Raw genomic sequence first — 21,878 nt, 5'->3', positions numbered from 1 at the left:
ATCGGTTGCGGGAGAAGGTGATGTCGACGGGGTGCGCGCAGTAGACGAGCGCCGCGCATCTGATTTATACGCCAGGCGTATGAGTGACCGGCTGCGGGAATTGACCGCCTTCGTCCGTGCCGGCGAGACCGGCAGCTTCTCCCGCGTCGCGCGCGAGCTCGGGGTGTCGCAGCCGTCGATCTCGCGGATGGTCGCGGGCCTCGAGGCGCGGCTGGGCGTGAAGCTTCTTTTGCGCACCACGCGGCGCGTCACGCCGACCGACGCCGGCCGGGTGTTCCTCGGACGGGCGCGGCAAGTCCTCGGCGATCTCGACGATGCCGAGAATGCCGCGCGCGGCGCCGACAGCCTGCGCGGCACCTTGCGGGTGGCGCTGTCGGGCGCCTTCGGCATTCGTGAGGTCATCCCGCGCCTGCCCGGCTTCGCCGAACAGCATCCGAAGCTCGGCATCGAGCTCCTGATGTCCGACCGGAACGAGGACCTGGTCGCGCAGGGCGCCGACATGGCCCTACGGCTCGGCCCTCTGGCCGACTCTGGCTTCGGCGCACGGTTGCTGGGCACGGCGCCGCGCCTCGCCGTTGCCTCGCCGGTCTATCTCGCGCGTCGGGGGACGCCGCAAACTCCGGCCGACCTGGCGAGGCACGATTGCATCCTCGGCCCTGGTCTCTCAGGTCGAACCGGCTGGCGTTTCATGCGCTCGGGCCGGGCTGCGTCCGCCGCCGTGAAAGGACCGATAAAGATCGCCTCGGCCGACGGCGTCGTGGCCTGCGCCAAGGCGGGGCTCGGCATAGCGCTCGCCTCGCGATGGATGTGCCGGGCCGAACTCGAGGCCGAAGAGCTCGTCGCGATCCTTTCCGACTATCAGCTCGATGGGGTCGAGCTGCACGCCGTCTACCCGGGCGGCCGCCGACCCTCTCTCAAGGTCCGGGCCTTTTCCGATTATCTGGCAGCTCAGCTCAGCTCCGCTTGCTCGCGTAATGGTCAGCGAGCGCGTTGAGCGCCGCCCCGCCGTCGCCCTTGAAGCTCGGGCCGTGCATCAGGGCGATCGTCTTCGGCGCGAGCGCGGCCAGCCGGCGCAGCGTCGGCTCGGCCTGCGGCGTGCTCGGCATGAAGGGGATCGCCCGCTCGGTCGCGATGGCGGCGTCGACGATGTCGCCGGTGGTGGTCGCCGCGCACGGGCCCATCTGGGTGAACAGGTCGCTGCTGAATAGCGTGCCGGTGGTCTCCTCGTAGACCAGGCCGGCGTCCCAGTTGTGCGGCACGTGCGGCGTGTCGAGCCAGCGCACGCGCTTGCCGCCTATGTCGACCACCTCGTCGTTCTTCAGCGCCCGCGGCGCGCGGTTGGCCATGTCGGTGACCCAGATGTTGATGCCGATCTGGCCGTGCATCGGCGTGGCGTTCGGCGCCGCCGCCAGCCATTCGTTGATCGCGCCCGATTCGTCGGCCTCGACATGGCTGCAGCAGGTCCAGCGCAGCTTGTCGAGCGGGATCACGCTCGCCACCGCGGCGGAGATCGGCGGGAACATCGAGCGATGGCCGTAATGGAACAGCATCGGCTCGTCGGCATCGATCAGGAACTGGTTGAACGTGAATCCGTTCGGCCCGATCTGCGGCACCAGGGTCGAGAGGCGGTAGATCTTGTCGGCGATCTCGGTGACTTCGGTTTTCATGTTGCCAAGGGTGACTCCTCGGCGCGGCGCCCGCAATTACCTCGATATTACCTCAGGACCTCGAGCAGCCTGGCATTGAAGGCATCGGCCGCCTCGTACGCCACCCAGTGGCCGGCGCCCGGGATGACATGCATCCGGAAGTCCGGCTGCAGCGCCGTGAAGAGGTCGATGCGCTCCTGGATGTAGGGGTAGGTCGTCGAATCGAACTCGCCCCAGATGCCGGTGAAGGGCGTCTTGACCTGCGGCAGGACCTTCGAGAGCGCGCCGGCGATGCCCATGTCGCGGCTGCGCGTCCGGGCGCGCGTGGTGTTCATGATCTGCATGTGGATGGCGATGCCATCGACGTTCTTCGGGTCGTGAAGCATCAGCAGCTCGAGATTGCGCCGCGCCTCGTCGGCCAGCACCTGCGGCGCCATCGTGGGCAGCAGCTTGTGCAGCTTCTCGGTCGGCTTGCGCGTCGCCTTCAGGCCGCCCGCGCCAACGAACACGATCCGCTTGATGCGCTCGGGCATCCGGGTCGCGAGATGCCCCGACACCATGCCGCCGAACGAGAAGCCCGTGAGGAAAAACGGACGGTCCTTCGGCAGCAGCCTGTTCACCGCATGCTCGACGCAGTCGGTCACCGACCAGATGTCGCGCACGTCGTTGGGCGGATCGCTGTCGCCCAGCCCCGGCATGTCGGCGGCGTAGATCGTGAAATGCTGCGACAGCGGTTGCACGTTCCTGATCCAGTGGATCCACGAGCCCGAGCCGCCGTGGAACAGCAGCAGTGTCGGCTTGCCCTTGTCGCTATTCTGGCCTTCGCCCCAGACGTGCCACATCATCTGGCCGCCGTTGCCCATTGGCACCTTGATGGCCTTGGAGGTGGCGGCGACTGAAGCGATGGTTTCGAGAGCGGTGCGGCCGTCGGGCAGGCGCGGGACGGCGGAGTAGTCGAGGCTCATTTCTCGATCGCACCCAGCAGACGTTCGACGAAACCACCGGCCTTCTTGCGATCGACCCAGCGCAGCACCGTGACCAGATCGTTGTCGGGATCGATCCAGACGATGTGGCTGCCCCAGCCGAACGCGAAGTAGCTACGCTCCGGCGCCGCCGCGAACTGCCGGCGGTCGGTGTTGAGCCACCACATCAGCCCGTAGAACGGCGCGACCGGGCAGGGCTTCACCAGCTCGGCGGTCCAGCCCTTGGGCAGGAGCTGTTTGCCGTTCCAGGCGCCGCCCTGCGCCACCAGGAGGCCCATCAGCGCGAGGTCCTTCGCCGAGATCACGATGCCGCCGCCCCAATGGCCGCCGCCCGGCACCGAGATCATGTCCTTGCCGTCGATCTTCACCGTCGAGTTGCGGTAGCCGTCCCACTTCCAGCCGGTCGACGCACCGATCGGGTCCATGATGCGGCGCTTCAGCACCGACGGCAGCGGCTCCTTGAACAGTTCCAAAATCGACAGCGACAGCCGATTCACCCGCACGTCGTTGTATTCGTAGTAGCTGCCCGGCTTCTTCATCGCGCGGCGCGTGCCCTTGGGCGCCTCGGCGACCTGCAGCCCGACCACGCGGTTGTGGTCGATGCGGTCCTCCTTGTCGAACAGCGTGCCCGACCATTCGCTGGTCTGGGTCAGCAGATGGCGCCAGGTGATGTCGCGGTTCTGCTCGCCGTCGAAGCCGACCTTGTCGTCGAGGCTCTTGATCAGCCCGTCGCCGACCGCGAGCCCCGCCAGCAGCGACAGGAAGCTCTTGGCCACGCTGAAAGTCATGTCGGCGCGCCCGGTGTCGCCCCATTCGGCCAGCAGCTTGCCGCCCTGATAGACGATGCCGGAGTGGCCGCCGCGATGGGCCACCGGGCCCAGCATCTCGTTGTCGGGGGCCTTCTCGCCGGAATCGTAGGTCATGACGAACTGCCCGTCGGGCATCTTCATGTCGGCCGCCCACTTGGATTCGATCGACTGGGCGTAGGCGATGGCGTCTTTCAGCGCGTTCATGCACGCAATCAACATTGGAGGGGCTGCGGGAGCAAGCGTAGAAACGCCGTATGGCCCCGCCTTTGACGCAACAGCCGACAACGCTCTCCATCCGCCGCCCCGACGACTGGCACGTCCATCTGCGCGACGGCCCGATGCTGGCGGCCTGCGCCGTGCACACCGCACGCCAATTCGCCCGTGGCATCATCATGCCCAACCTGGTCCCGCCGGTGACCAAGGTCGCCGAAGCCGCCGCGTATCGCGAGCGAATCCGCAGAGCGGTTCCAGCCGAGCTCGAATTCGAGCCGCTGATGACTTGCTACCTGACCGACGGCGCCGACCCGGCCGAGCTGGCGCGCGGCAAGGAAGAGGGCGTGTGGGTCGCCTCCAAGCTCTATCCCGCGCACGCCACGACCAACTCCGCGCACGGCGTCACCTCGATGGACGCGATCGCCCGCGGCCTGGAGGCGATGGAGAAAGCCGGCATGCCGCTGCTGGTCCACGGTGAGGTCACCGATCCCGAAGTCGACATCTTCGACCGCGAGGCGGTGTTCCTCGACAAGGTGCTGGCGCCGCTCATCAAGCGCCACCAGGGTCTGAAGATCGTGCTCGAGCACATCACCACCCGAGAGGGTGTGCAGTTCGTCGAGGCCCATCCGGGCCGGCTGGGCGGCACCATCACGCCGCATCATCTGAGCTACAACCGCAACGCCCTCTTCAAGGGCGGTATCCGTCCGCACTTCTATTGCCTGCCGATCGCCAAGCGCGAGGAGCACCGTCTCGCCCTGCGCAAGGCCGCGACCTCGGGCAGCCCGCAATTCTTCCTCGGCACCGACACCGCGCCGCACACGGCGGACACCAAGGAATGCGCTTGCGGCTGCGCCGGCGTGTTCAACGCTCCGGTGGCGATGCAGGTCTATGCCCAGGTCTTCATGGAGGAAAGCGCCCTCGACAAGCTTGAGGCCTTCGCCAGCCTGAACGGCCCGCGCTTCTACGGCCTGCCGGCCAACGAGGCGCGCATCACCCTGCAGGCCCGGCCGCTCGACGCCCCCGAGCGGGTCGAGGTTCCCGGCGGCAACAAGAGCATCGTGGTGTTCCGCCCGGACACGCCGGTGGGTTGGAGCTTTTAGCTCTCTGTCGTCCTGAGCGAACCCTGTCATCCCGAGCGTAGCGAGGGATCTATGCCGCGGCCCATAGATCCCTCGCTGCGCTCGGGATGACAGGGTGCGCGTTGTGCTATCGTCATCCCCATGAGCAAATCGCGTATTCCCGCCGGCGCCGTCGTGCGCGGCACCGACAAGGGCTATGTCCACGGCGACATCCCGCTGACGCCTGGCGCCCTCAAACCTGGCCAGCAGCGCCCGGTCGAGAAATTCGAGGAGAAGTACCCCTACATGCGGCCGCGCGATGCGGCGACGCTGATCCTGGTACGGATGAAGGGCCGGACGCCCGAGGTGCTGATGGGCTGCCGCGCGGCCAAGTCGGCCTTCATGCCCAACCGCTACGTCTTTCCCGGCGGCCGGGTCGACAAGGCCGACGCCCATATCCCGATCGCCACGCCACTCGACCGCCACGTCAAGGCGCGCCTGCTGAAGGCCGCCTCCGAGCAGCGCGCCAAGGCGCTGGGCGTCGCCGCGGTGCGCGAGACCTTCGAGGAGACCGGCCTGATCCTCGGCAAGCCGCTGAAGAGCGGCGTGACCAAGGATTACGGCGAGCATTGGAAGGGCTTCCTCGACCGGGGCATGGCGCCGGCGCTCGACAGCCTCGACCTGATCGCGCGCGCGGTCACGCCGCCCGGCCGGCCGCGCCGCTTCAACGCCCGCTTCTTCATGGCCCGCGCCGAGGATGCGAGCGGCGAGATCCGCCATTCCAGCGAGATGGGCGACGTCCGCTGGGTCAAGCTCGACGAGGCGCGCGAGCTGCCGCTGCCGACCATCACCGGCCTCATCCTCGGCGAGATCGGCCGGCTGGTGAAGGAGCCGCCCGACCGCAAGAAGCAGCGCAAGATCCCGCTGTTCATCACGGTGCATCGCAAGCACCTCATGATCGAGGAATAGCGATGGCCGCGCGCGCCGAGCGTCCCTCGTCGCCCGCCGAAGCCGCACCTCTGGCCACGTCCAGCCCGGGCCTGCCGCCGCGCGGCGGCGTCCGCCTGCGCACCCTGGTGCTCATCCGCTGGGCCGCGGTCGCGGGCCAGCTCTTCACCGCCGCGGTCGTGCATTGGGGCCTGGGCTTCACGCTGCCTTTGCTGCCGGTCGGCGGCACGATCGCGCTCTCGGCGCTGCTCAACCTCGCGGTCAGCCTCGGCCGGCCGGCGTCGGCGCGCATCGACGACCGCGAGGCCACGATCTTCCTCGCCTTCGACATCGTGCAGCTCGCCGTACTGCTCTATCTCACCGGCGGCCTGGTCAATCCGTTCGCGCTGCTGATGCTGGCCCCTGTTGCGATCGGCGCCACTATCCTCTCGCTCGCCAGCAATATCGCGCTGTCGCTGCTCACCATCGTCAGCATCGGCCTGCTGGGCGCGCTGCACCAGCCGCTGCCGTGGACCGGCACGCCGCCCGAGCTGCCCGACATCTACCGGGCGGGCGTCTGGGTGGGCCTCACGCTCACCACCCTGCTGGTCACGCTCTACGGCTGGCGGCTCGCCGAGGAAGCGCGCCAGATGAACGACGCGCTGCTCGCCGCGCAGGCGGCGCTGGCGCAGGAGCAGCGCATGTCGGCGCTGGGCGCGCTGGCCGCGGCGGCGGCGCACGAGCTCGGTTCGCCGCTCTCGACCATCGCGGTGGTCGCCAAGGAGATGCTGCGCGAGGTCGAGGCCGACGATCCGCTGCGCGAGGATGTCGAGCTGCTGTCGTCGGAATCAGACCGCTGCCGCTCGATCCTGGCGCGGCTCTCCGTCGATCCCGCCGGCGACGTGTCGGACCAGTACGTGCTGGTGCCGCTGCCGGCGCTGATCGAGGCCGCGGCGCAGCACTATCAGCGCGAGGCGATCGCCATCACCTTCGAAGCCGGGCCGATCGGCGAGGGCGTGCCGACCACCGCGCCGATACAATTGCGCAGCCCCGAGATCATGCAGGGCATCGGGAACATCGTGCAGAACGCCGTTTCGTTCGCCGACGCCGAGGTCCACATCGCCACGCGCTGGACCACCGAATGGTCGGAGGTCGAGGTTTCGGACGATGGCCCGGGCTTCTCCGAGGCGCTGCTGGACGAATTGGGAACGCCCTTCATCTCGACCCGCCAGGGCGTCGAAGGACACATGGGATTGGGTGTTTTCATCGCGAAAACACTGCTGGAACGTACCGGTGCCTCGGTGAGTTTCGGTAATCGCAGCGCCCGCGAGAGCGGCGCTGCAGTCGTCGTGCGCTGGCCAAACCCGGTCTTCAAGGCTACATAGCGGCAAAACGTCCCGTCTAAGGAGAGGCCATGAGTGACACAGGCGCCCCCCGCCCAGTCTCCCCGATCCTCGCTGGTGTAACGAATGCCAAGGATCGCACGCTTCTGATCGCCGACGATGATGCTGCCTTCCGCAATCGCATCGCTCGTGCGCTGGAGTTGCGTGGCTTCATCGTTACCGCCGTCGGCTCGGTCGCCGAGGCGCTGGCCCAGACCGCCAAGCCGCCGGCCTTCGCCGTGCTCGATCTGCGGCTGGGCGACGGCAACGGCCTCGAGCTGGTCGGACCCCTGCGCCAGGCGCGGCCCGACATCCGCATCGTCGTGCTGACCGGCTACGGCAACATCGCCACCGCCGTCGCCGCGGTGAAGGAAGGCGCCGTCGACTATCTCGCCAAGCCGGCCGACGCCGACGCCATCGAGCAGGCCCTGACCGCGCACGGCCGCAAGCTGCCGCCGCCGCCGTCGAACCCGATGTCGGCCGACCGCGTGCGCTGGGAGCATATCCAGCGCGTGTTCGAGCAGTGCGACCGCAACGTCTCGGAGACGGCGCGCCGCCTCAACATGCACCGCCGCACCCTGCAGCGCATCCTGGGCAAGCACGCGCCAAGAGAACATTAATTCTGTCGTCCTGAGCGCAGCGAAGGACCTAACGGATCGGTCAACGACTCTGTTGAAGCGCTAGATCCTTCGCTTCGCTCAGGACGACAGATCTTCCCATGAGCGCGCACTGATCACCCTCCAACTCGTCCTCAACGCGCTGGCGCTGGGCATGGCCTATGCGCTGGTGGCGCTGGGCTTCGTGCTCGCGCTCAACGCGGCGGGTGCGGTGAACTTCGCGCACGGCGATCTCGTGGTGCTGGGCGGCGCGGTCGCGGTGCTGCTCGTGGGATGGCTCGGCCTGCCCGGAATCCTGCTGCTGCCGCTCGTCGCGCTCGCCCTGGCCGCAGCAGGCATCGTTGCCGCCCATGTCGCGATCCTGCCGCTCGCGCGACGGCCGCCCGAAGCCACCTTCGTCGCGACCATCGCGCTCGCGGCGATGATCGAGCAGGGCCTCACCCTCACGATGGGCGCCGCGCCGCACACCACGCCGCCCTTCCTCGGCAGCGGCGCGGTGACGATCACGATCGCGGGCGCGGGCGCGACCCTCGGCCTGCAGCCGCTGGCGATCGTGCTGGTCGGTGGCGTGCTGGTCGCCGGCCTGTGGTTGCTGCTCGAGCGCACCCAGGTCGGCCGGCGCATGCGCGCGGTCGCCGCCGACCGTCACATGGCGCGGGCCGTCGGCATTCCGGTCGCGCGCTACGTCACGCTGTCGCTGGCGCTCTCCGGCGCGCTCGCCGGCATCGCGGGCTTCCTGCTCGGGCACCAGTTCCTGGTGACGCCGACGCAAGGCGCCGGCCACATGCTCAAGGCCTATATCGCGGTCGCGCTGGGCGGCTGGGGCAGCGTGCCCGGCGCGCTGATCGGCGCCCTCGCCATCGGCGTGTTCGAGACCTTCGTCTCGGCCTCGATCGGCGACGCCTGGGCCTCCGCCGCCCTCTACATCGCGGTGCTGCTGGTGCTGACGGTGCGGCCGCGCGGCCTGTTCGGCGAGCCGGTCGGGCAGCGCGCCTGATGGCCGAGCGCCTGGCGACCCTGGTCGGCCTCTATGCCCTGCTGGGCCTCGGCTACCAGATCGTGTTCGGCCAACTGCGGGCCCTCAACCTCGCGCAAGGCGCGCTGTTCGGCGTCGGCGCCTACGCCACGGCGCTGACTGCCGAGCAGATCGGTCCGTTCGCCCTACTCGTGGCGCCGCTCGCCGCCGGCGCGGTGGCGGCGCTCGCCGCGCCGCCGATGCTGCGGCTGCAATCGCATTACTTCGCGCTCGCCACGCTCGCGCTCGCCTCGCTGATCAATCTGGTGGCGCTGCATGCCGAGGGCCTGACCGGCGGGGCCAACGGCCTGGTCGGCTTCGGCGTGGCCCTGCCGCGCGGCACGACGCTCGCGATCGTGGTCTGGCTCGTGCTGATCGCGGCGGTGATCGCCTATGCCTTCGTGTTCCGGGGCGCGATGGGCGAGAAGGCCCGCCTGCTGCGCGAAGCGCCGCTGGTCGCCGCGACCCTGGGCATCGACGGCGCGCTGTGGCGCTTCACCGCCTTCGTGGTCGGCGGCGCCGTTGCGGGCCTGGCCGGCGGCTTCTCGGCCGCGCTGACCGGCGTGGTCTCGCCCGAGGCGACCGGCTTCTCGGTGATGCTGCTCTGCCTCACCGCCGTCGTGCTGGGCGGCGCCCGCCATCCGCTGGGCGCGGTCCTCGGCGCCGCCGTCGCGGTCCTGCTGCCCGAGTTGTTCCGCGGCCTGCAGGGAAGCTGGCTGCTCGCCTACGCCGCCGCGACGCTCGCCGTCGTGCTGTGGGCGCCCGAAGGCCTGGCCGGCCTGTTCACGCGGCCCCGCGCGGCAACCCTGCCGCGGCCGATCGCGCCCGCGGCCCGCCCTCTGCACCTCGTGCTCACCGGCGTCAGCAAACGCTTCGGCGGCGTCGAGGCGCTCGGCGACGTCTCCTTCGCCGTCGAGCGCAGCGAGGTCGTCGGCCTGATCGGTCCCAACGGCTCGGGCAAGACGACGTTGCTCAACGTCATCAGCGGATTGGAACGCGCCGATTCCGGCACCATCGTCCTCGACAGCATCGGGCTCGAGCATCTGCCGCCGCATGCGATCGCGCGCCTGGGCATCGGCCGCACCTTCCAGACGCCGATCGAGGGCGAGAGCCGCGGCGCCGGCCTGGCGCGCGCCGTGTCGAACGGCGCGGCCTTCCTGCTGCTCGACGAGCCTGCCGCCGGCATGACCGACCGCGAGCGGGACGCGCTCGCGCACTGGCTCGAGCGCCTGCGCCGTACCCGCGGCATCGTCCTGGTCGACCACGACATCGAGCTGCTGACGCGCGTCTGCGACCGCCTGGTCTGCCTCGAGGGTGGCAGGATCATCGCCGTCGGCTCGCCGGCCGAGGTGCGCGCCGATCCGCGGGTGCGGGCGAGCTTCCTCGGCGTGCCGGCATGACCGTTCTCGACACCGGCACCTTCGCCGTCGCGGCCGGCGAGATCGTGGCGCTGCTGGGCGCCAACGGCGCCGGCAAGACGTCGCTGATGGAGACCATCCTGGGCTTCCGGCCGTCGCGGTCGATCCGCCTGTTCGGCCGCGACGTGAGCGCGCTGCCGGTCGAGCGGCGTATCGCGCTCGGCGTCGGCTACGTGCCCGAGCGGCGGCGGCTGTTCGCGGGCCTCACCGTCGAGGAGAACCTCGAAGCCGCGTCGCGTCTGCCCGCGGTGCATCGGCGACGACGGGTCGAGGAGATGCTGGCGGCCTTCCCGATGCTGGCCGAGCGGCCGCATGCCCGCGCCTGGCTGCTGTCGGGCGGCCAGCAGCAGATGCTGGCGCTGGCGCGCGCGATGATCGACCGGCCGCGCCTGCTGCTGCTCGACGAGCCGACGCTCGGCCTCGCGCCGCTGGTGGTGGCGGACCTGCTGGCGCGGCTGCGGGCCGTTGCCGCGGAGGGTACCGCGATCCTGCTCAGCGAGCAGCGCGCCAGCCTGGCGCTCGGCATTGCGAGCCGCGGCGTGGTGCTGAGCCGTGGCAAGGTGGTGCGGGCGGCGTTGGCCGCTCAGCTTGCAAACGATCCACAGCTCGCCGACCTGATGGCCGGCGGCTAGGGTCATTATGGGCAATGGAAGGCATTTGGAGCCCCTGTTTTTGGGGCTTTTTGCCCAGTCCAATGCCCATAATAGGTGCTGGGGCGCGACTGTGCTTGAGTCGCTCCATGTGCCTGCAACACGCCCTCTGTCATCCCGAGCGAAGCGAGGGATCTTTCGCGACGATAAATGGGAATCCTGCCAAAAACCGCGAAAACGGTCGGAAACGGCCGCTACGCCTTGCGGCTCTGCGCGTTCCAGAACTTCTCGAGGTTGGAGATCAACGCCGGGCTGAAGTGGCAGAGCGCCTGCTCGCGGGCATAGAGCGCGGCGTACTGGCGGAAGGTGTCGAACGGCTCGGCGGCGAGCCGGAGTGCCCGCCGATTGCCGATCGCGCCGACCGAGCCCGAGGTGGTGATGCGGTCGATCACGCGCTCGATCGCGGCGTCGATCTGGTCCGGCGGCACGACCTCGTCGCAGATCAGCCGGCCGACGTCGGAATCGCAGTCGATGCGGCGCTCGTACATGATCGCCTGGCGGGCGATGCGGTCGCCGACGAAGCGTGCCAGGCGCAGGTTGGACATTCCCGGGATGATGCCTTCCTTGCGCGCCGGCAGCGTCATGTAGGCGTCGCGAGCGGCGATGTTGAAATCGGTCGCCAGCAGGATCTGGCAGCCGCCGCCGATCGCGAAGGTCTCGACCGCCGAGATCCAGAGCTTCTCGATCGACTCGCCGGACACTTCGTCGGGCGGCAGCTCGGGCTTGGCCAGCCCGCGGAACATCTTGTTCACGAAGCCGAGGTCGCGGATCAGGAACCACAGGAACGGGATCTTGCCGTAATAGATGTGGGTGAGGTTGATGCCGGCGTTGAACACGCGGCGGCCGGCATACTTGCCCTCGGGCACGACATCGCCGCGCAGCACGGCGACTTGGGCGTCGGGATCGAGGATGCAGACGTCGGCGCCGATTTCGGTCGCGGGCTGGGTCGCGTTGTCCTCGGCGTTGAGGAAGCGCTTGTTCGACAGCAGCAGGACGGCCGCCTTGCCGTGGCGCTCGACCTTGGCGGTGCCGAGATCGAGTTTTCCGTCGCGCCGGAACTTGGCCAGCGCCTCGGCCGATTCCTCGCGCGGCAGCAGCATGGCGTGGACGAGATGGCGGCCGCACTCGGGATCGGCGAGGAACTGGTTGAACAGGATGCCCTGGTCGATCTCGACGCCGTCCTTGTCCGCCTGCTTCTTCTCGGACTCGGCATCGACCTCGGCCTTGGTCGGCACGAGGCCGGGCACCAGCGCCGCGGCGTCGTAGGCCAGCCGCTCGATGCGCACGAACTTGGCGCGAGCGTCGGTCAGCTTGTCGTAGAGCGTGCGGGCATGCCGGCGCAGGAAGGCCCAGCGGGCATCGCGGGCGGCCTGCTGGCCGGCGCTGCGCCAGTAGGCGGAGAAGGCGGCCACGTCCGCCGCGAAATCGCCGCTGGTTGCCGGCGCCGCAACGATCGTGTCCATGTGCGTTTCCCGACCCGAAGAAAATTGGAGCGGGCGACGGGATTTGAACCCGCGACCTACGGCTTGGGAAGCCGACGCTCTACCCCTGAGCTACACCCGCGTCGCCGCCATTTTAGCCGGCCCGCTGGCGCCGCCAAGCGCCAATCGTAGTATCGGAGGCATCATGCTGGACGAAACCCTGACCCCTGAAGAACTTGCCGTCGTCGCGAAGGCCAGGGCCTTTGCCGCGGAACATGTGGCGCCCCATGCCGCGCGCTGGGAATGGGAGCGGCATTATCCCTACGAGACCGTCAAGCACGCCTGTGCGGCCGGCCTCAACACCATCGAGCTCGCCAAGCAGCATGGCGGGCAGGGGCTCCGCTTTTCCTGCAAGCTGCGGGCGTTCGAGGAGATCGCCAAGGCCGACTTCGCCTTCGCCTTCGCGCTGATCAATCATCACAACGCCTGCGCCCGCTTCGCCCGCGACGGCAAGCCGGCGCACGTCGCGCGCCTGCTGCCGCGCATGCTGACCGGTGAGGTGATCGGCTGCGCCGGCTTGAGCGAACCCGGGGTCGGCAGCGATTTCGGCGGGCTGGAGATGACGGCCGAGCGGGTCGAGGGCGGCTGGAAGCTCAACGGCGCCAAGGCCTGGATCACCAACGCGGCCGTCGCCGGCCTTTCGGTCGCCTATGCGCAGACGGACAAGAGCCAGGGCTATCGCGGCATCGCCTGCTTTGCGATCGAGGCCGAGCGGCCGGGCTTCCATCGCGACAAGCCGTTCGAATTGCATGGCGGCCACGCGATCGGCGTCGGCGGCTTCCGGCTGGTCGACTACATCGCGCTGGACGAGGCCCTCCTGCATCCGCCGGGCGCGGCGTTCAAGGCGGCGCTGGCCGGCATCAACGGCGCGCGTGCCTACGTCGCCGCCATGTGCTGCGGCATGCTGCAGGCCTCGCTCGAGACGGCGGTGCGCTACACGCAGCGGCGCAAGACCTTCGGCCGGCCGGTGATCGACCATCAGGGCGTGCGCTGGAAGCTCGTGGATGCCGCGACCCAGCTCGAAGCGGCGCGGCTCTTGACCTATCGCGCGGCGCGGCTGATCGACGAGGGCAAGGACGCGGTGCTGCCCGCGGCCTACGCCAAGAAGTTCGCGACCGACATGGCCGTCCAGCGCATCGCCGACTGCATCCAGGCGATGGGCGCCAACGGCCTGCGCGCCGAGTATCCGCTGGCGCGTCATCTCGCCGGCGCCAAGATCGCCGCCTACACCGACGGCTCGATCGAGATGATGAACGAGCGTATCGGCACCGCGCTGCCGCAGGTGTTCGGATGATAACGACCGTCGAGATGCACACCGGCGGCGAACCGACACGCATCGTCGTCGACGGCTGGCCGACGCTTATCGGCGTAACGCTGCTCGACAAGCGGCGCGAGGTTCGCGAGCGCCACGATCACCTGCGCCGCGGCCTGATGCTCGAGCCGCGCGGCCATGACGGCATGTACGGCGCGCTGCTGGTCGAGCCGGATCATCCCGAGGCCGATCTCGCGGTGCTGTTCATGCACAACGAGGGCTGGTCGACGATGTGCGGCCACGCGACCATCGCGCTCGCCCGCTGGGCGGTCGAAAGCGGCCGCGTGAAGGGGCCGATCGTGCGGCTGCAATGCCCGTGCGGGCTTGTTGTCGCCACCGTCGCGGCCGACGGCTCGGTGCGGTTCGAGAGCGTGCCGTCGTTCGTCTACGCGCTCGATCGCGTGGCGCCGACGCCGGCCTGGGGGCCGGTGACGGTCGACATCGCCTACGGCGGCGCGTTCTACGCGTTCCTGTCGGCCGATTCGATCGGCCTCGATCTGCGCCAGTCGCCCATGCGCCAGATCGCCGACGCGGGCGAAGAGATCGCGCGCGCCGTCGCCAAGGCGGTGCCGATCGAGCATCCGGCCGAGCCCGATCTCGCCTTCCTCTACGGCACCATCCTGACCGACGGCGGCGACGGTGCGTCGGCGCCCAGCCGCAACGTCTGCATCTTTGCCGGCCGCCAGATCGATCGCAGCCCGACCGGCAGCGGCGTGTCGGCCCGCCTGGCGTTGCAGGTCGCGCGACGCCAGGCGCGGCTAGGTGATGAGCGCCGCTTCGAGAGCTGCACCAGCGCGATCTTCACCGGCAAGGCGTTGCGCGATGCACCGTCGGTAGGGCCGCGCAAATCGGTGATCGTCGAGGTCGGCGGCATCGCCCACGTCACCGGCGAGAGCCGCTTCCGCTTCGATGCCGACGACCCGCTGCGCGGCGGCTTTACCTTGGATCAGGCGTTATGAGCGCGCCGCAAAGCCTGGTCGAGGTCGTCGTAGAGGTCGCCCGCGTCCTCCATGCCGACCGACAGCCGCAGCAGGTCCGGCGGGCACGGCGTGCCGGGGCCTTCGATGCTGGCGCGATGCTCGATCAGGCTTTCGACGCCGCCCAGCGACGTCGCGCGCTTCCACAGCTCGACGCAAGCGGCCGTCGCGATCGCGGTGGGCTCGCCGCCCTTGATGCGGACCGACAGCATGCCGCTGAAGCCGCCGCTCATCTGCTTCTTCGCGGCCGCGTGGCCGGCGAAGGACGGCAGCCCAGGATAAAGCACTTCGGCGATCATCGGATGTTCGCTGAATTTCTGCGCCAGCGTCTCGGCCGAGCGGCAGGCCCACTGCACGCGCGGGAACAGCGTGCGCATGCCGCGCATCAGCAGCCACGCCTCGGTCTGGCCGAGGACGGTGCCGAGCTGGGCGCGGATCATGCGCAGCCTGGCCCAGTGCTCGTCGTCGTGCGCGCCGACCAGGGCGCCGGCGATGATGTCGGAATGACCGTTCAGATACTTGGTCGCCGAATGCATCACGATGTCGGCGCCGTGCTCGATCGGCCGCGTCAGCACCGGGGTCGCCACCGTCGAATCGACGGCCAGCAATGCGCCCGCCTTGTGCGCGATCTCGGCGGCTGCGGCGATATCGCTCACCGCCCAGGTCGGGTTGGCCGGCGTCTCGAGCCATACCAATTTTGTATCGCCGGGCCGCACCGCGGCAACGATCGCGTCGATTCGGTCGGCATCGACGAACTCGACCTTGAGGCCCCAGCTCGTGGCGAAGTTTCCGAGCCAGTTGCGCAGCGACCAGTACATCACCTTCGGCGCGACGACATGGTCGCCCGGCGCCAGGGCGAGAAAGCAGGCCGTCGCCGCACTCATGCCGGAGGAGAAAATCAGCGCCTTTGCGCCACCTTCGAGCGCGCTGAGCGTCGTCTCGGCCTGATCGAAGGTCGGGTTGTCGGCGCGCGCGTAGATGCGACCCGACCGATAGGCATTGTCGGCGTCGCGTTCATAGGTGCTCGCCATGTGGATCGGCGGCACGACGGCCCTGGTCACCGGATCGATCCAGCCCATGGCCTGGGCGGCGAGCGATGCCGGCGTGACGGATTTCTTTATCGTCATTGTATCGTGAACCTTACGACAGCCTTACGGGCGATGCTTGCCCCGCAACGCTGTATATGCGGCGCAGGCCACGGTTTCTTCTTTTTTTCGGGGGAGGGACAGGCCAAAATCCACGTATCGAATTGCGCACAGTCGCTCGAGGATCAGCCATATGGATGTCGAACTGTCGACCATGCAGCCGCAGGTGCAACAGGCCGGTCGAGGCGACCGCGTCGCTCGCACGCGAGAGGCGATCGTCTCTTCAACCCTGACGCTCGCCATGGAAGGCGAGGTTGCGCCGATCGTGCGCGACATTGCCAAGCTTGCCGGCGTGTCGGCACGAACCGTCTTCCAGCACTTCGCCGATACCGCGGAGCTCTATGTCGCGGTGCTTGGCCGGGTGCTGACCGGCCTGCGTGGCGGAGCGGAGACGACGCCGTCGTCCGCGCAGCTCGACGACCGCATCTCGGCGGCGATCGGCCAGCGTGCCGGCCGCTTCGAGAAGCTGCTGCCGATGTGGACCTTCGTCGAGACCCTGCAGCGCCGCTCCTCGGAGGCGGGCGAGCAGGTCAGCCAGCTCTACACCGTCAACCGCGAGGAGCTCGCCGAAGTGTTCGGCCAGGAGCTGACCGGTCTTTCGGGCGAGGAGCGCGAGCGCAAGCTCAACGCGCTCGCCATGTCGCTGACGCCGGAAGGCTGGATCGTGATGCGCGAGCGGCTCGGCCTCACCGTCGATCAGGCGCGCGAGGAGTGGAGCTTCATCGTCAAGGCGATCTTCAACGGCAAGTAGGCCGTCCCGTAAGCCTAGGCGCCGGCCCGCCGGGCCAGCTCCTCGAGCTTCCTGTCCCGCAACCCGAGCTCGCGCAGATGCGCGAGCGTGTTGCGGACATACTCCATGTTCGTTCCGGTCGCGCCCGTGCCCTGGCGCACGAGCCTGAGCGCCTTGGCGAGCGGCAGCTTGCCGGCGAACTGCCGGTGCGCCCGGTCGGCGAGATAGACCAGCGCCGGCACGGTGCGGCCGTCGGCGAGATGCAGCGGCCGCACCTCCTCGACATAGACGCCGTCATTCTCGATCTCGCGCTGCCACAGATAGCGGCGCACCTGCTCGTAGTTCCTGCTCGGCAGGCGATGCGCGAGGCCGCGACATGAGCCGCCGGCCAGCAATCCCAGGATCAGGCCGGGCTTCTGCGGCGTGCCGCGATAGTGCTCGGAGTAGATGCAGAAGGCGCGGTGGAAGCCGTGCAGCCGCGCCGCCTGCGTCTCGCGTACGGCAAAGCCCGGATTCCACATCAGCGAGCCGTAGGCAAAGACCCAGAGAGGACGCCCCGTCGTCTCGACCGAAGCCGCGCGCCGCGCGGCGGAGTGGAGAGACCTCTTTTTCGTGCCGGCCATATGAGAAGGCCCGTCGGCTTCGTTCGGGGCGACGAGTATCACGCCTGGTGGAGATGGATCAGCGCGCGGCGGATCTCGCGGGTGCGGTTGAACAGCTCGAACAGCTTGTCGCCTTCGCCCCAGCGGATCGCGCGCTGCAGGTAGAACAGGTCTTCCTGGAAGCGCTGCAGCACCTCGAGGACGGCTTCCTTGTTGTTCATGAAGACGTCGCGCCACATCGTCGGATCGGACGCCGCGATGCGGGTGAAGTCGCGGAAGCCGCCGGCGGCGTACTTCAGTACCTCGCTGTTGAGATGGCCGCCGAGATCGTCGGCGGTGCCGACGATGCTGTAGGCGATCAGGTGCGGCAGGTGCGAGGTGATGGCGAGGATGCGGTCGTGGTTCGCGGGATCGAGCCGGTTGACCTCGCTGCCCAGCGCCTTCCAGAAGGCCTCGAGCTTGTCGGCCGCGGCGGGATCGACGCCGGGCAGCGGTGTCAGGATACACCAGCGGCCCTCGAACAGGTCGAGCAGCGCGGCTTCGGGGCCGGAATTCTCGGTGCCGGCGACCGGATGGGCCGGCACGAAATGCACGCCCTCCGGGATGTGCGGCGCCATGTCGGCGATGACCGTCTGCTTCACCGAGCCGACATCGGAGACGATGCAGCCCGGCTTGAGCGCCGGTGCGATCGCCTGGGCCGCGGCGCCGCAGGCGCCGACCGGCGTGCACACGATCACCAGGTCGGCGTCCCTGGCCGCCGCCGCGAGATCGATGCCGCAGTGATCGGCGAGCTTCAGCTCGTTGGCCTTCTGCGCGGTCTCGGGGCTGCGGGTCGCAGCGACGATGGTCTTGGCGAGGCCGCGTTTGCGCGCCTCGAGCGCGATCGAGCCGCCGATCAGGCCGATGCCGATCAGCGCGATCTTGTCGAACATCGGCTCAGTCATTCACTGGGCCTGGGCGACGAAGCGGGCGAGCGAGGCCTGCACTGCCTTGACCTCGGCCTCGGTGCCGATGGTGATGCGCAGATGCTCGGGCAGGCCGTAGCCCGCGATCATGCGCGGGATCAGGCCGTCGTTCATCAGCCAGTCGTTGGCGGCCGCGGCGCGCTCCTTCGAGCCGAAGCCGACGGTGAGGAAGTTGCCGACGCTGGGCAGCGGCTTCAGGTCGAGCTTGGCCGTCTCGGCGGAAAGCCACGGCAGCCAGATGTCGTTGTTGGTGCGGCTGGCATCGGTATGGGCGATGTCCTCGAGCGCCGCGATGCCGGCGATCTGCGCCGCGAGGTTGACGTTGAACGGCTGGCGCAGGCGGCTGATCACGTCGGTGACAGTGGCCGAGGCATACATCCAGCCGAGCCGCAGGCCGCCCATGCCGTAGATCTTCGAGAAGGTGCGGGTCATCACCACGTTCTCGGCCTGGTCGACCAGCTCGACGCCCGATTCGTAGTCGTTCCTGCTGACGTATTCGGCGTAGGCCGCGTCGATCACCAGCAGCACGGTCTTCGGCAGGCCCGCCTGCAGGCGGCGCACGTCGTCCTTGGTGACGTAGGAGCCGGTCGGATTGTTGGGGTTGGCAAGGCAGACCACGCGGGTCTTGTCGGTGACCTTGGCCAGCATCGCATCGACGTCGGCGCGGTAATCCTTCTCCGGCGCGGCGACCGGCGTCGCCCCGACGCCGAGCGCGTTGATCGGATACATCAGGAAGCCGTACTGGCTGTACAGCAGCTCGTCGCCCGGACCGCAGTAGGCACGCACCAGCAGGTTCAGAAGCTCATCGGAGCCCGAGCCGCAGATGATGCGATTGGCATCGAGGCCGTAGTGTCGGCCGATCGCCTGGCGCAGCTTCTCGGTCGCGCCGTCGGGATAGCGGTGCAGCTCGGCCGCCGCCTTGGCGTAGGCGGCCATCGCCTTGGGCGAGGGGCCCAGCGCGCCCTCGTTGGACGACAGCTTGGCGATCGGCTCCTTGCCGTCGACCGAATCCTTGCCCGGCACGTAGGGCGAAATCTTCATGATGCCGGGACGCGGGGTGAGCGCGCTCATGACACTCTCCGTTTGAACGCCTGGTCAGGGCCGTGCGGGCACGGCATAGGCGCCGATCGTGGCGACCGTGCCACGCTGCAGCGCCAGGGTTTGCTCGAGCGCGCGCAGGCGCGGATCGGCATCGACGATCACGCCCGGCAGCTCGAACAGGTAGTGATGCACGCCGGCCACCACCTGGTCCATAGCCGAGGCGTAGGGCGGCAGCCCGGCCTTGGCCAGGGCGGCGGAAAGGCGGTCGCGACTGAAGCCCTGCTCGGATTCGAGCGAGACCAGCGCGCGGTCGTCGCCGCTGTCCTCGGGCTCGATGCGGGCCAGCACCAGGGCGGTGATGCCGCGGGCGCGCGCATTGGGCATCACCAGGAACGGCAGGCGTGCCACCACGTTGGGCAGGGTCGGATCGCGGCCGGCGAGCAGCGGCCACCACGGTGCCGAATCGGCCTCGATCGGCGCCGGCACCACGCCGAGGGTGGTCGGCTGGGCGCGCACCTCGGCCAATACCTGGGCCGGCGATTCGTAGCCGACCATCGGCACCTGGCAGCCGAAGTGATCGCGCGCCAGATCCCAGTAGCCCGGCTGGTCGGCCGGGCGGCAGACCGCGACCTTGAGGTTGGGCGTCTGCATCAGCGAGAAGGCGCTCATCATCTCGCGCCACATGCGATAGACCGCGGCGGCGGGAAAGCCGCCGTCGTGCGTCGCCAGCCGCGTGCGCATGATCTGCGCTTCGCGGCCGGGCCTGAGCGCCAGGCCGCCGGCCGGCTTGGATGCGGTGATCTCGCCGACCAGCGCGGCGCGGCGGCGGATCAGGCCATGCAGGTCGCCATCGATCGAGTCGATTTCCTGCCGCAACGCATTCAGTCTGGGGGCATCCATGGAGCGTCGCGGATACTACGCCGGGTGGCGGTGCGTAAAGGCAAACCAGCGCGACGCTTGCGCTCGCCCCGTAGCGCCCGTATAGAAGCAGCCGAGCATAACGCTCCGTGGAATTTGAGCCGACCGGCTTGCGGCCACGTAAATCCCGCTAAAAGGTCGGAGTGCTCGAAAAAGCCCCCGTCCTGCCAGTCGGGGGCTTTTCGTTGGAGCGAAGCGTGAGCGTGCTCGAGGACCTGACCGAAGCCGAACGCAAGGCGCTCGCCCAGTGCCGCCACGCGGTCCTGGGTGTCGACCGGCCGCTGCGCCTCGATTGCGGCGTCGAGCTCGGCCCCTATCGCGTGGCGTACCAGACCTACGGCCAGCTCGATGCGGACAAGTCGAACGCGGTGCTGATCTGCCACCCGCTGACCTGCGACCAGTTCGTCGGCGAGAGCCATCCGGTGACCGGCAAGGAGGGCTGGTGGGACAGCCTGGTCGGCCCGGGCAAGGTGCTTGACCCGGCACGCTACTTCATCATCTGCATCAACGTGCTCGGCCACTGCATGGGCACGACCGGCCCGTCGGCCCGGGATCCCGACAGCAACCAGCCGTGGAATCTGCGCTTCCCGGTGGTGACGATCGGCGACATGGTGCGGGCCCAGGCGGCCCTGCTCGACCATCTCGGCATTCCCGACCTGTTCTGCGTGATCGGCGGCTCGATGGGCGGCATGCAGGTGCTGGAATGGGCGGCGACCTATCCGCGCCGCGTCTTCTCCGCCGTGCCGATCGCCTGCGCCGAACATCATTCGGCGCAGAACATCGCGTTTCACGAGGTCGGCCGGCAGGCGATCATGGCCGACCCCGACTGGAAGGGCGGCGACTACCGCCTGCACGGCACCAACCCGTCGCGCGGCCTGGCCGTGGCGCGCATGACCGCGCACATCACCTACCTTTCCGAGCAGGCGCTGCAGCGCAAGTTCGGCCGGTCGCTGCAGAACCGCGACGCCCTCGGCTTCGGCTTCGACGCCGACTTCCAGGTGGAGAGCTACCTGCGCCACCAGGGCTCGACCTTCGTCGACCGCTTCGACGCCAACAGCTACCTCTACATCACTCGCGCCATGGACTACTTCGATCTGGCGCGCGCCCATGGCGGCGTGCTGGCCAATGCCTTCAAGGGTTCGCCGACGCGCTTCTGCCTGGTGTCGTTCACGTCGGACTGGCTGTTCCCGACGCGCGAGAGCCGCGAGATCGTGCATGCGCTGAACGCCGCCGCCGCCAACGTCTCGTTCGTCGAGGTCGAGACCGACAAGGGCCACGACGCCTTCCTGCTCGACGAGCCGGAGATGTTCCGCACGCTCTCGGGCTTCCTGCAGGGCGCTGCCCATGCCAGAGGACTGACAGGGGGCCTCAAGTGAGCGCCAACCCGATCCGCGTCGACCTGCAGCTGATCGCCGACATGGTCGAGCCGGGCGGCCGCGCGCTCGATGTCGGCTGCGGCGATGGCTCGCTGCTCGCCTATCTGGTGAACTTCAAGCGCGTCGATGCGCGCGGCATGGAGCTCAGCCAGGCCGGCGTGAATGCCTGCGTCGCCAACGGCCTGTCGGTGATCCAGGGCGACGCCGACACCGACCTCGGCGACTACCCCGACGATGCCTTCGACTACGTGATCCTGAGCCAGACCCTGCAGGCGACGCGCGAGCCGCGCGCGGTGCTGAAGCAGATGCTGCGGGTCGGCAAGCGGGCGATCGTATCGTTCCCCAACTTCGCGCACTGGCAGGTGCGGCTGCGACTGGTGTTCGGCGGCCGCATGCCCGAGACGCCATCGCTGCCCTTCAAGTGGTACGACACGCCCAACATCCATCTCTGCAGCATCGACGACTTCCGCGCGCTGTGCCGCGACATGGGCGTGCGCGTCGAGCGCGCCGTGGTGCTGAACCGCAACAGCCGCCGCATCCACATGCCGCCCTTGCTCGCCAACCTGTTCGGCGAGCAGGCGGTGTTCATGCTGCGCCGGGACTGAACGCAGGC

Annotated in this window: 22 protein-coding genes, 1 tRNA gene and 1 riboswitch; of the genes, 13 read left to right on the top strand and 10 right to left on the bottom strand. The window is 68.9% G+C overall.

From position 1 onward, the window contains the following. The first annotated feature begins 79 nt into the window (after positions 1–79). Positions 80–994 carry a LysR family transcriptional regulator gene (locus tag J0J01_RS24945; protein WP_296385674.1) on the top strand — a complete coding sequence of 305 codons (915 nt, stop codon included), beginning with the start codon at positions 80–82 and terminating at the stop codon, positions 992–994. On the opposite strand, the gene J0J01_RS24940 is transcribed toward J0J01_RS24945, so the two are convergent. The 3 genes from J0J01_RS24940 to J0J01_RS24930 are packed head-to-tail and all read right to left on the bottom strand — an operon-like array spanning position 954 to position 3,642. Beyond that, positions 954–1,667 (bottom strand): MBL fold metallo-hydrolase, encoded by a 714-nt coding sequence (locus tag J0J01_RS24940; protein ID WP_296385672.1) that lies wholly within the window; start codon positions 1,665–1,667, stop codon positions 954–956. The two genes, J0J01_RS24945 and J0J01_RS24940, sit on opposite strands and share 41 nt — an antisense overlap. 47 nt (positions 1,668–1,714) lie before the next feature. Then, positions 1,715–2,611, bottom strand: coding sequence for an alpha/beta hydrolase (locus tag J0J01_RS24935; RefSeq protein WP_296385671.1), 897 nt, complete (start codon positions 2,609–2,611; stop codon positions 1,715–1,717). Continuing rightward, positions 2,608–3,642, bottom strand: a complete 1,035-nt coding sequence (locus J0J01_RS24930) for a serine hydrolase (RefSeq protein WP_296385670.1) — start codon at positions 3,640–3,642, stop codon at positions 2,608–2,610. The genes J0J01_RS24935 and J0J01_RS24930 overlap by 4 nt, the downstream gene beginning before the upstream one ends. 50 nt (positions 3,643–3,692) lie before the next feature. On the opposite strand from J0J01_RS24930, the gene pyrC reads away from it, so the two are divergent. The 7 genes from pyrC to J0J01_RS24895 all read left to right on the top strand — a co-directional run bounded on the left by pyrC (position 3,693) and on the right by J0J01_RS24895 (position 10,700). Then, complete coding sequence (pyrC, locus tag J0J01_RS24925; protein ID WP_296385669.1) at positions 3,693–4,751, top strand: dihydroorotase; 1,059 nt, start codon at positions 3,693–3,695, stop codon at positions 4,749–4,751. 120 nt (positions 4,752–4,871) lie between these two features. Then, entirely contained in the window at positions 4,872–5,678 is an 807-nt protein-coding gene (locus J0J01_RS24920) for an NUDIX domain-containing protein (protein ID WP_296385667.1), read from the top strand. A 2-nt stretch (positions 5,679–5,680) separates the two neighbouring features. Next, a complete protein-coding gene (locus tag J0J01_RS24915; protein WP_296385666.1) occupies positions 5,681–7,021 on the top strand; it encodes an ActS/PrrB/RegB family redox-sensitive histidine kinase in 1,341 nt (446 codons plus the stop codon). A 29-nt stretch (positions 7,022–7,050) separates the two neighbouring features. Next, entirely contained in the window at positions 7,051–7,638 is a 588-nt protein-coding gene (locus tag J0J01_RS24910) for an ActR/PrrA/RegA family redox response regulator transcription factor (protein ID WP_296385664.1), read from the top strand. A gap of 64 nt (positions 7,639–7,702) precedes the next feature. Continuing rightward, the gene (locus tag J0J01_RS24905) at positions 7,703–8,632 is read left to right on the top strand and encodes a branched-chain amino acid ABC transporter permease (RefSeq protein WP_365738262.1); all 930 of its coding nucleotides are present in this window, start codon (positions 7,703–7,705) and stop codon (positions 8,630–8,632) included. Then, entirely contained in the window at positions 8,632–10,050 is a 1,419-nt protein-coding gene (locus J0J01_RS24900) for an ATP-binding cassette domain-containing protein (protein ID WP_296385662.1), read from the top strand. The genes J0J01_RS24905 and J0J01_RS24900 overlap by 1 nt, the downstream gene beginning before the upstream one ends. Continuing rightward, positions 10,047–10,700, top strand: coding sequence for an ABC transporter ATP-binding protein (locus J0J01_RS24895; protein WP_296385661.1), 654 nt, complete (start codon positions 10,047–10,049; stop codon positions 10,698–10,700). Before J0J01_RS24900 ends, J0J01_RS24895 begins: the two co-directional genes overlap by 4 nt. Before the next feature lie 212 nt (positions 10,701–10,912). Here J0J01_RS24895 and J0J01_RS24890 read toward each other — a convergent pair whose 3' ends face one another. After that, the gene (locus J0J01_RS24890) at positions 10,913–12,181 is read right to left on the bottom strand and encodes an enoyl-CoA hydratase/isomerase family protein (RefSeq protein WP_296385659.1); all 1,269 of its coding nucleotides are present in this window, start codon (positions 12,179–12,181) and stop codon (positions 10,913–10,915) included. A gap of 25 nt (positions 12,182–12,206) precedes the next feature. Beyond that, positions 12,207–12,281 (bottom strand) — tRNA-Gly (locus tag J0J01_RS24885). Positions 12,282–12,344: 63 nt separating this feature from the next. Between J0J01_RS24885 and J0J01_RS24880 the strand changes: the two genes are divergently transcribed. Next, on the top strand, positions 12,345–13,493 hold the full coding sequence (locus J0J01_RS24880) for an acyl-CoA dehydrogenase family protein (protein ID WP_296385657.1): 1,149 nt from the start codon (positions 12,345–12,347) through the stop codon (positions 13,491–13,493). Continuing rightward, positions 13,490–14,470 carry a proline racemase family protein gene (locus tag J0J01_RS24875; RefSeq protein WP_296385656.1) on the top strand — a complete coding sequence of 327 codons (981 nt, stop codon included), beginning with the start codon at positions 13,490–13,492 and terminating at the stop codon, positions 14,468–14,470. The genes J0J01_RS24880 and J0J01_RS24875 overlap by 4 nt, the downstream gene beginning before the upstream one ends. On the opposite strand, the gene J0J01_RS24870 is transcribed toward J0J01_RS24875, so the two are convergent. Continuing rightward, positions 14,458–15,615 (bottom strand): aminotransferase class I/II-fold pyridoxal phosphate-dependent enzyme, encoded by a 1,158-nt coding sequence (locus J0J01_RS24870; protein WP_296385654.1) that lies wholly within the window; start codon positions 15,613–15,615, stop codon positions 14,458–14,460. The two genes, J0J01_RS24875 and J0J01_RS24870, sit on opposite strands and share 13 nt — an antisense overlap. A gap of 151 nt (positions 15,616–15,766) precedes the next feature. On the opposite strand from J0J01_RS24870, the gene J0J01_RS24865 reads away from it, so the two are divergent. Continuing rightward, positions 15,767–16,384 (top strand): TetR/AcrR family transcriptional regulator, encoded by a 618-nt coding sequence (locus J0J01_RS24865; protein ID WP_296385651.1) that lies wholly within the window; start codon positions 15,767–15,769, stop codon positions 16,382–16,384. A 14-nt stretch (positions 16,385–16,398) separates the two neighbouring features. On the opposite strand, the gene J0J01_RS24860 is transcribed toward J0J01_RS24865, so the two are convergent. The 4 genes from J0J01_RS24860 to J0J01_RS24845 are packed head-to-tail and all read right to left on the bottom strand — an operon-like array spanning position 16,399 to position 19,871. After that, positions 16,399–16,986, bottom strand: coding sequence for a gamma-glutamylcyclotransferase (locus tag J0J01_RS24860; RefSeq protein ID WP_296385649.1), 588 nt, complete (start codon positions 16,984–16,986; stop codon positions 16,399–16,401). Positions 16,987–17,024: 38 nt separating this feature from the next. Next, a complete protein-coding gene (locus J0J01_RS24855; RefSeq protein ID WP_296385648.1) occupies positions 17,025–17,909 on the bottom strand; it encodes a prephenate/arogenate dehydrogenase family protein in 885 nt (294 codons plus the stop codon). Continuing rightward, the gene (hisC, locus tag J0J01_RS24850) at positions 17,910–19,001 is read right to left on the bottom strand and encodes a histidinol-phosphate transaminase (RefSeq protein ID WP_296385646.1); all 1,092 of its coding nucleotides are present in this window, start codon (positions 18,999–19,001) and stop codon (positions 17,910–17,912) included. Positions 19,002–19,025: 24 nt separating this feature from the next. Further along, positions 19,026–19,871 carry a chorismate mutase gene (locus tag J0J01_RS24845; protein ID WP_296385644.1) on the bottom strand — a complete coding sequence of 282 codons (846 nt, stop codon included), beginning with the start codon at positions 19,869–19,871 and terminating at the stop codon, positions 19,026–19,028. 97 nt (positions 19,872–19,968) lie between these two features. Next, a riboswitch (SAM riboswitch) is annotated at positions 19,969–20,043 on the top strand. A 61-nt stretch (positions 20,044–20,104) separates the two neighbouring features. Between J0J01_RS24845 and J0J01_RS24840 the strand changes: the two genes are divergently transcribed. Both J0J01_RS24840 and metW read left to right on the top strand, forming a co-directional pair. After that, entirely contained in the window at positions 20,105–21,265 is a 1,161-nt protein-coding gene (locus tag J0J01_RS24840) for a homoserine O-acetyltransferase (protein ID WP_296385783.1), read from the top strand. Next, on the top strand, positions 21,262–21,870 hold the full coding sequence (metW, locus tag J0J01_RS24835) for a methionine biosynthesis protein MetW (RefSeq protein WP_296385642.1): 609 nt from the start codon (positions 21,262–21,264) through the stop codon (positions 21,868–21,870). The genes J0J01_RS24840 and metW overlap by 4 nt, the downstream gene beginning before the upstream one ends. Positions 21,871–21,878: the final 8 nt, after the last annotated feature.

It is taken from the genome of Reyranella sp. (assembly GCF_017305915.1).
In the GTDB taxonomy this organism is placed as follows: Bacteria; Pseudomonadota; Alphaproteobacteria; order Reyranellales; family Reyranellaceae; genus Reyranella.
This window is presented reverse-complemented; position numbering and strand designations above follow the sequence as displayed.

Excerpts from the sequence above, each read along its gene's own strand:
- J0J01_RS24860 (WP_296385649.1), bottom strand. The coding sequence starts at position 16,986 with ATGGCCGGCACGAAAAAGAGGTCTCTCCACTCCGCCGCGCGGCGCGCG.
- J0J01_RS24935 (WP_296385671.1), bottom strand. The coding sequence starts at position 2,611 with ATGAGCCTCGACTACTCCGCCGTCCCGCGCCTGCCCGACGGCCGCACC.
- hisC (WP_296385646.1), bottom strand. The coding sequence starts at position 19,001 with ATGAGCGCGCTCACCCCGCGTCCCGGCATCATGAAGATTTCGCCCTAC.
- J0J01_RS24880 (WP_296385657.1), top strand. The coding sequence starts at position 12,345 with ATGCTGGACGAAACCCTGACCCCTGAAGAACTTGCCGTCGTCGCGAAG.
- J0J01_RS24910 (WP_296385664.1), top strand. The coding sequence starts at position 7,051 with ATGAGTGACACAGGCGCCCCCCGCCCAGTCTCCCCGATCCTCGCTGGT.
- J0J01_RS24870 (WP_296385654.1), bottom strand. The coding sequence starts at position 15,615 with ATGACGATAAAGAAATCCGTCACGCCGGCATCGCTCGCCGCCCAGGCC.
- J0J01_RS24865 (WP_296385651.1), top strand. The coding sequence starts at position 15,767 with ATGGATGTCGAACTGTCGACCATGCAGCCGCAGGTGCAACAGGCCGGT.
- J0J01_RS24900 (WP_296385662.1), top strand. The coding sequence starts at position 8,632 with ATGGCCGAGCGCCTGGCGACCCTGGTCGGCCTCTATGCCCTGCTGGGC.
- J0J01_RS24895 (WP_296385661.1), top strand. The coding sequence starts at position 10,047 with ATGACCGTTCTCGACACCGGCACCTTCGCCGTCGCGGCCGGCGAGATC.
- J0J01_RS24890 (WP_296385659.1), bottom strand. The coding sequence starts at position 12,181 with ATGGACACGATCGTTGCGGCGCCGGCAACCAGCGGCGATTTCGCGGCG.
- J0J01_RS24940 (WP_296385672.1), bottom strand. The coding sequence starts at position 1,667 with ATGAAAACCGAAGTCACCGAGATCGCCGACAAGATCTACCGCCTCTCG.
- J0J01_RS24930 (WP_296385670.1), bottom strand. The coding sequence starts at position 3,642 with ATGAACGCGCTGAAAGACGCCATCGCCTACGCCCAGTCGATCGAATCC.
- J0J01_RS24920 (WP_296385667.1), top strand. The coding sequence starts at position 4,872 with ATGAGCAAATCGCGTATTCCCGCCGGCGCCGTCGTGCGCGGCACCGAC.
- J0J01_RS24845 (WP_296385644.1), bottom strand. The coding sequence starts at position 19,871 with ATGGATGCCCCCAGACTGAATGCGTTGCGGCAGGAAATCGACTCGATC.
- J0J01_RS24875 (WP_296385656.1), top strand. The coding sequence starts at position 13,490 with ATGATAACGACCGTCGAGATGCACACCGGCGGCGAACCGACACGCATC.
- J0J01_RS24945 (WP_296385674.1), top strand. The coding sequence starts at position 80 with ATGAGTGACCGGCTGCGGGAATTGACCGCCTTCGTCCGTGCCGGCGAG.
- J0J01_RS24855 (WP_296385648.1), bottom strand. The coding sequence starts at position 17,909 with ATGACTGAGCCGATGTTCGACAAGATCGCGCTGATCGGCATCGGCCTG.
- J0J01_RS24915 (WP_296385666.1), top strand. The coding sequence starts at position 5,681 with ATGGCCGCGCGCGCCGAGCGTCCCTCGTCGCCCGCCGAAGCCGCACCT.
- pyrC (WP_296385669.1), top strand. The coding sequence starts at position 3,693 with ATGGCCCCGCCTTTGACGCAACAGCCGACAACGCTCTCCATCCGCCGC.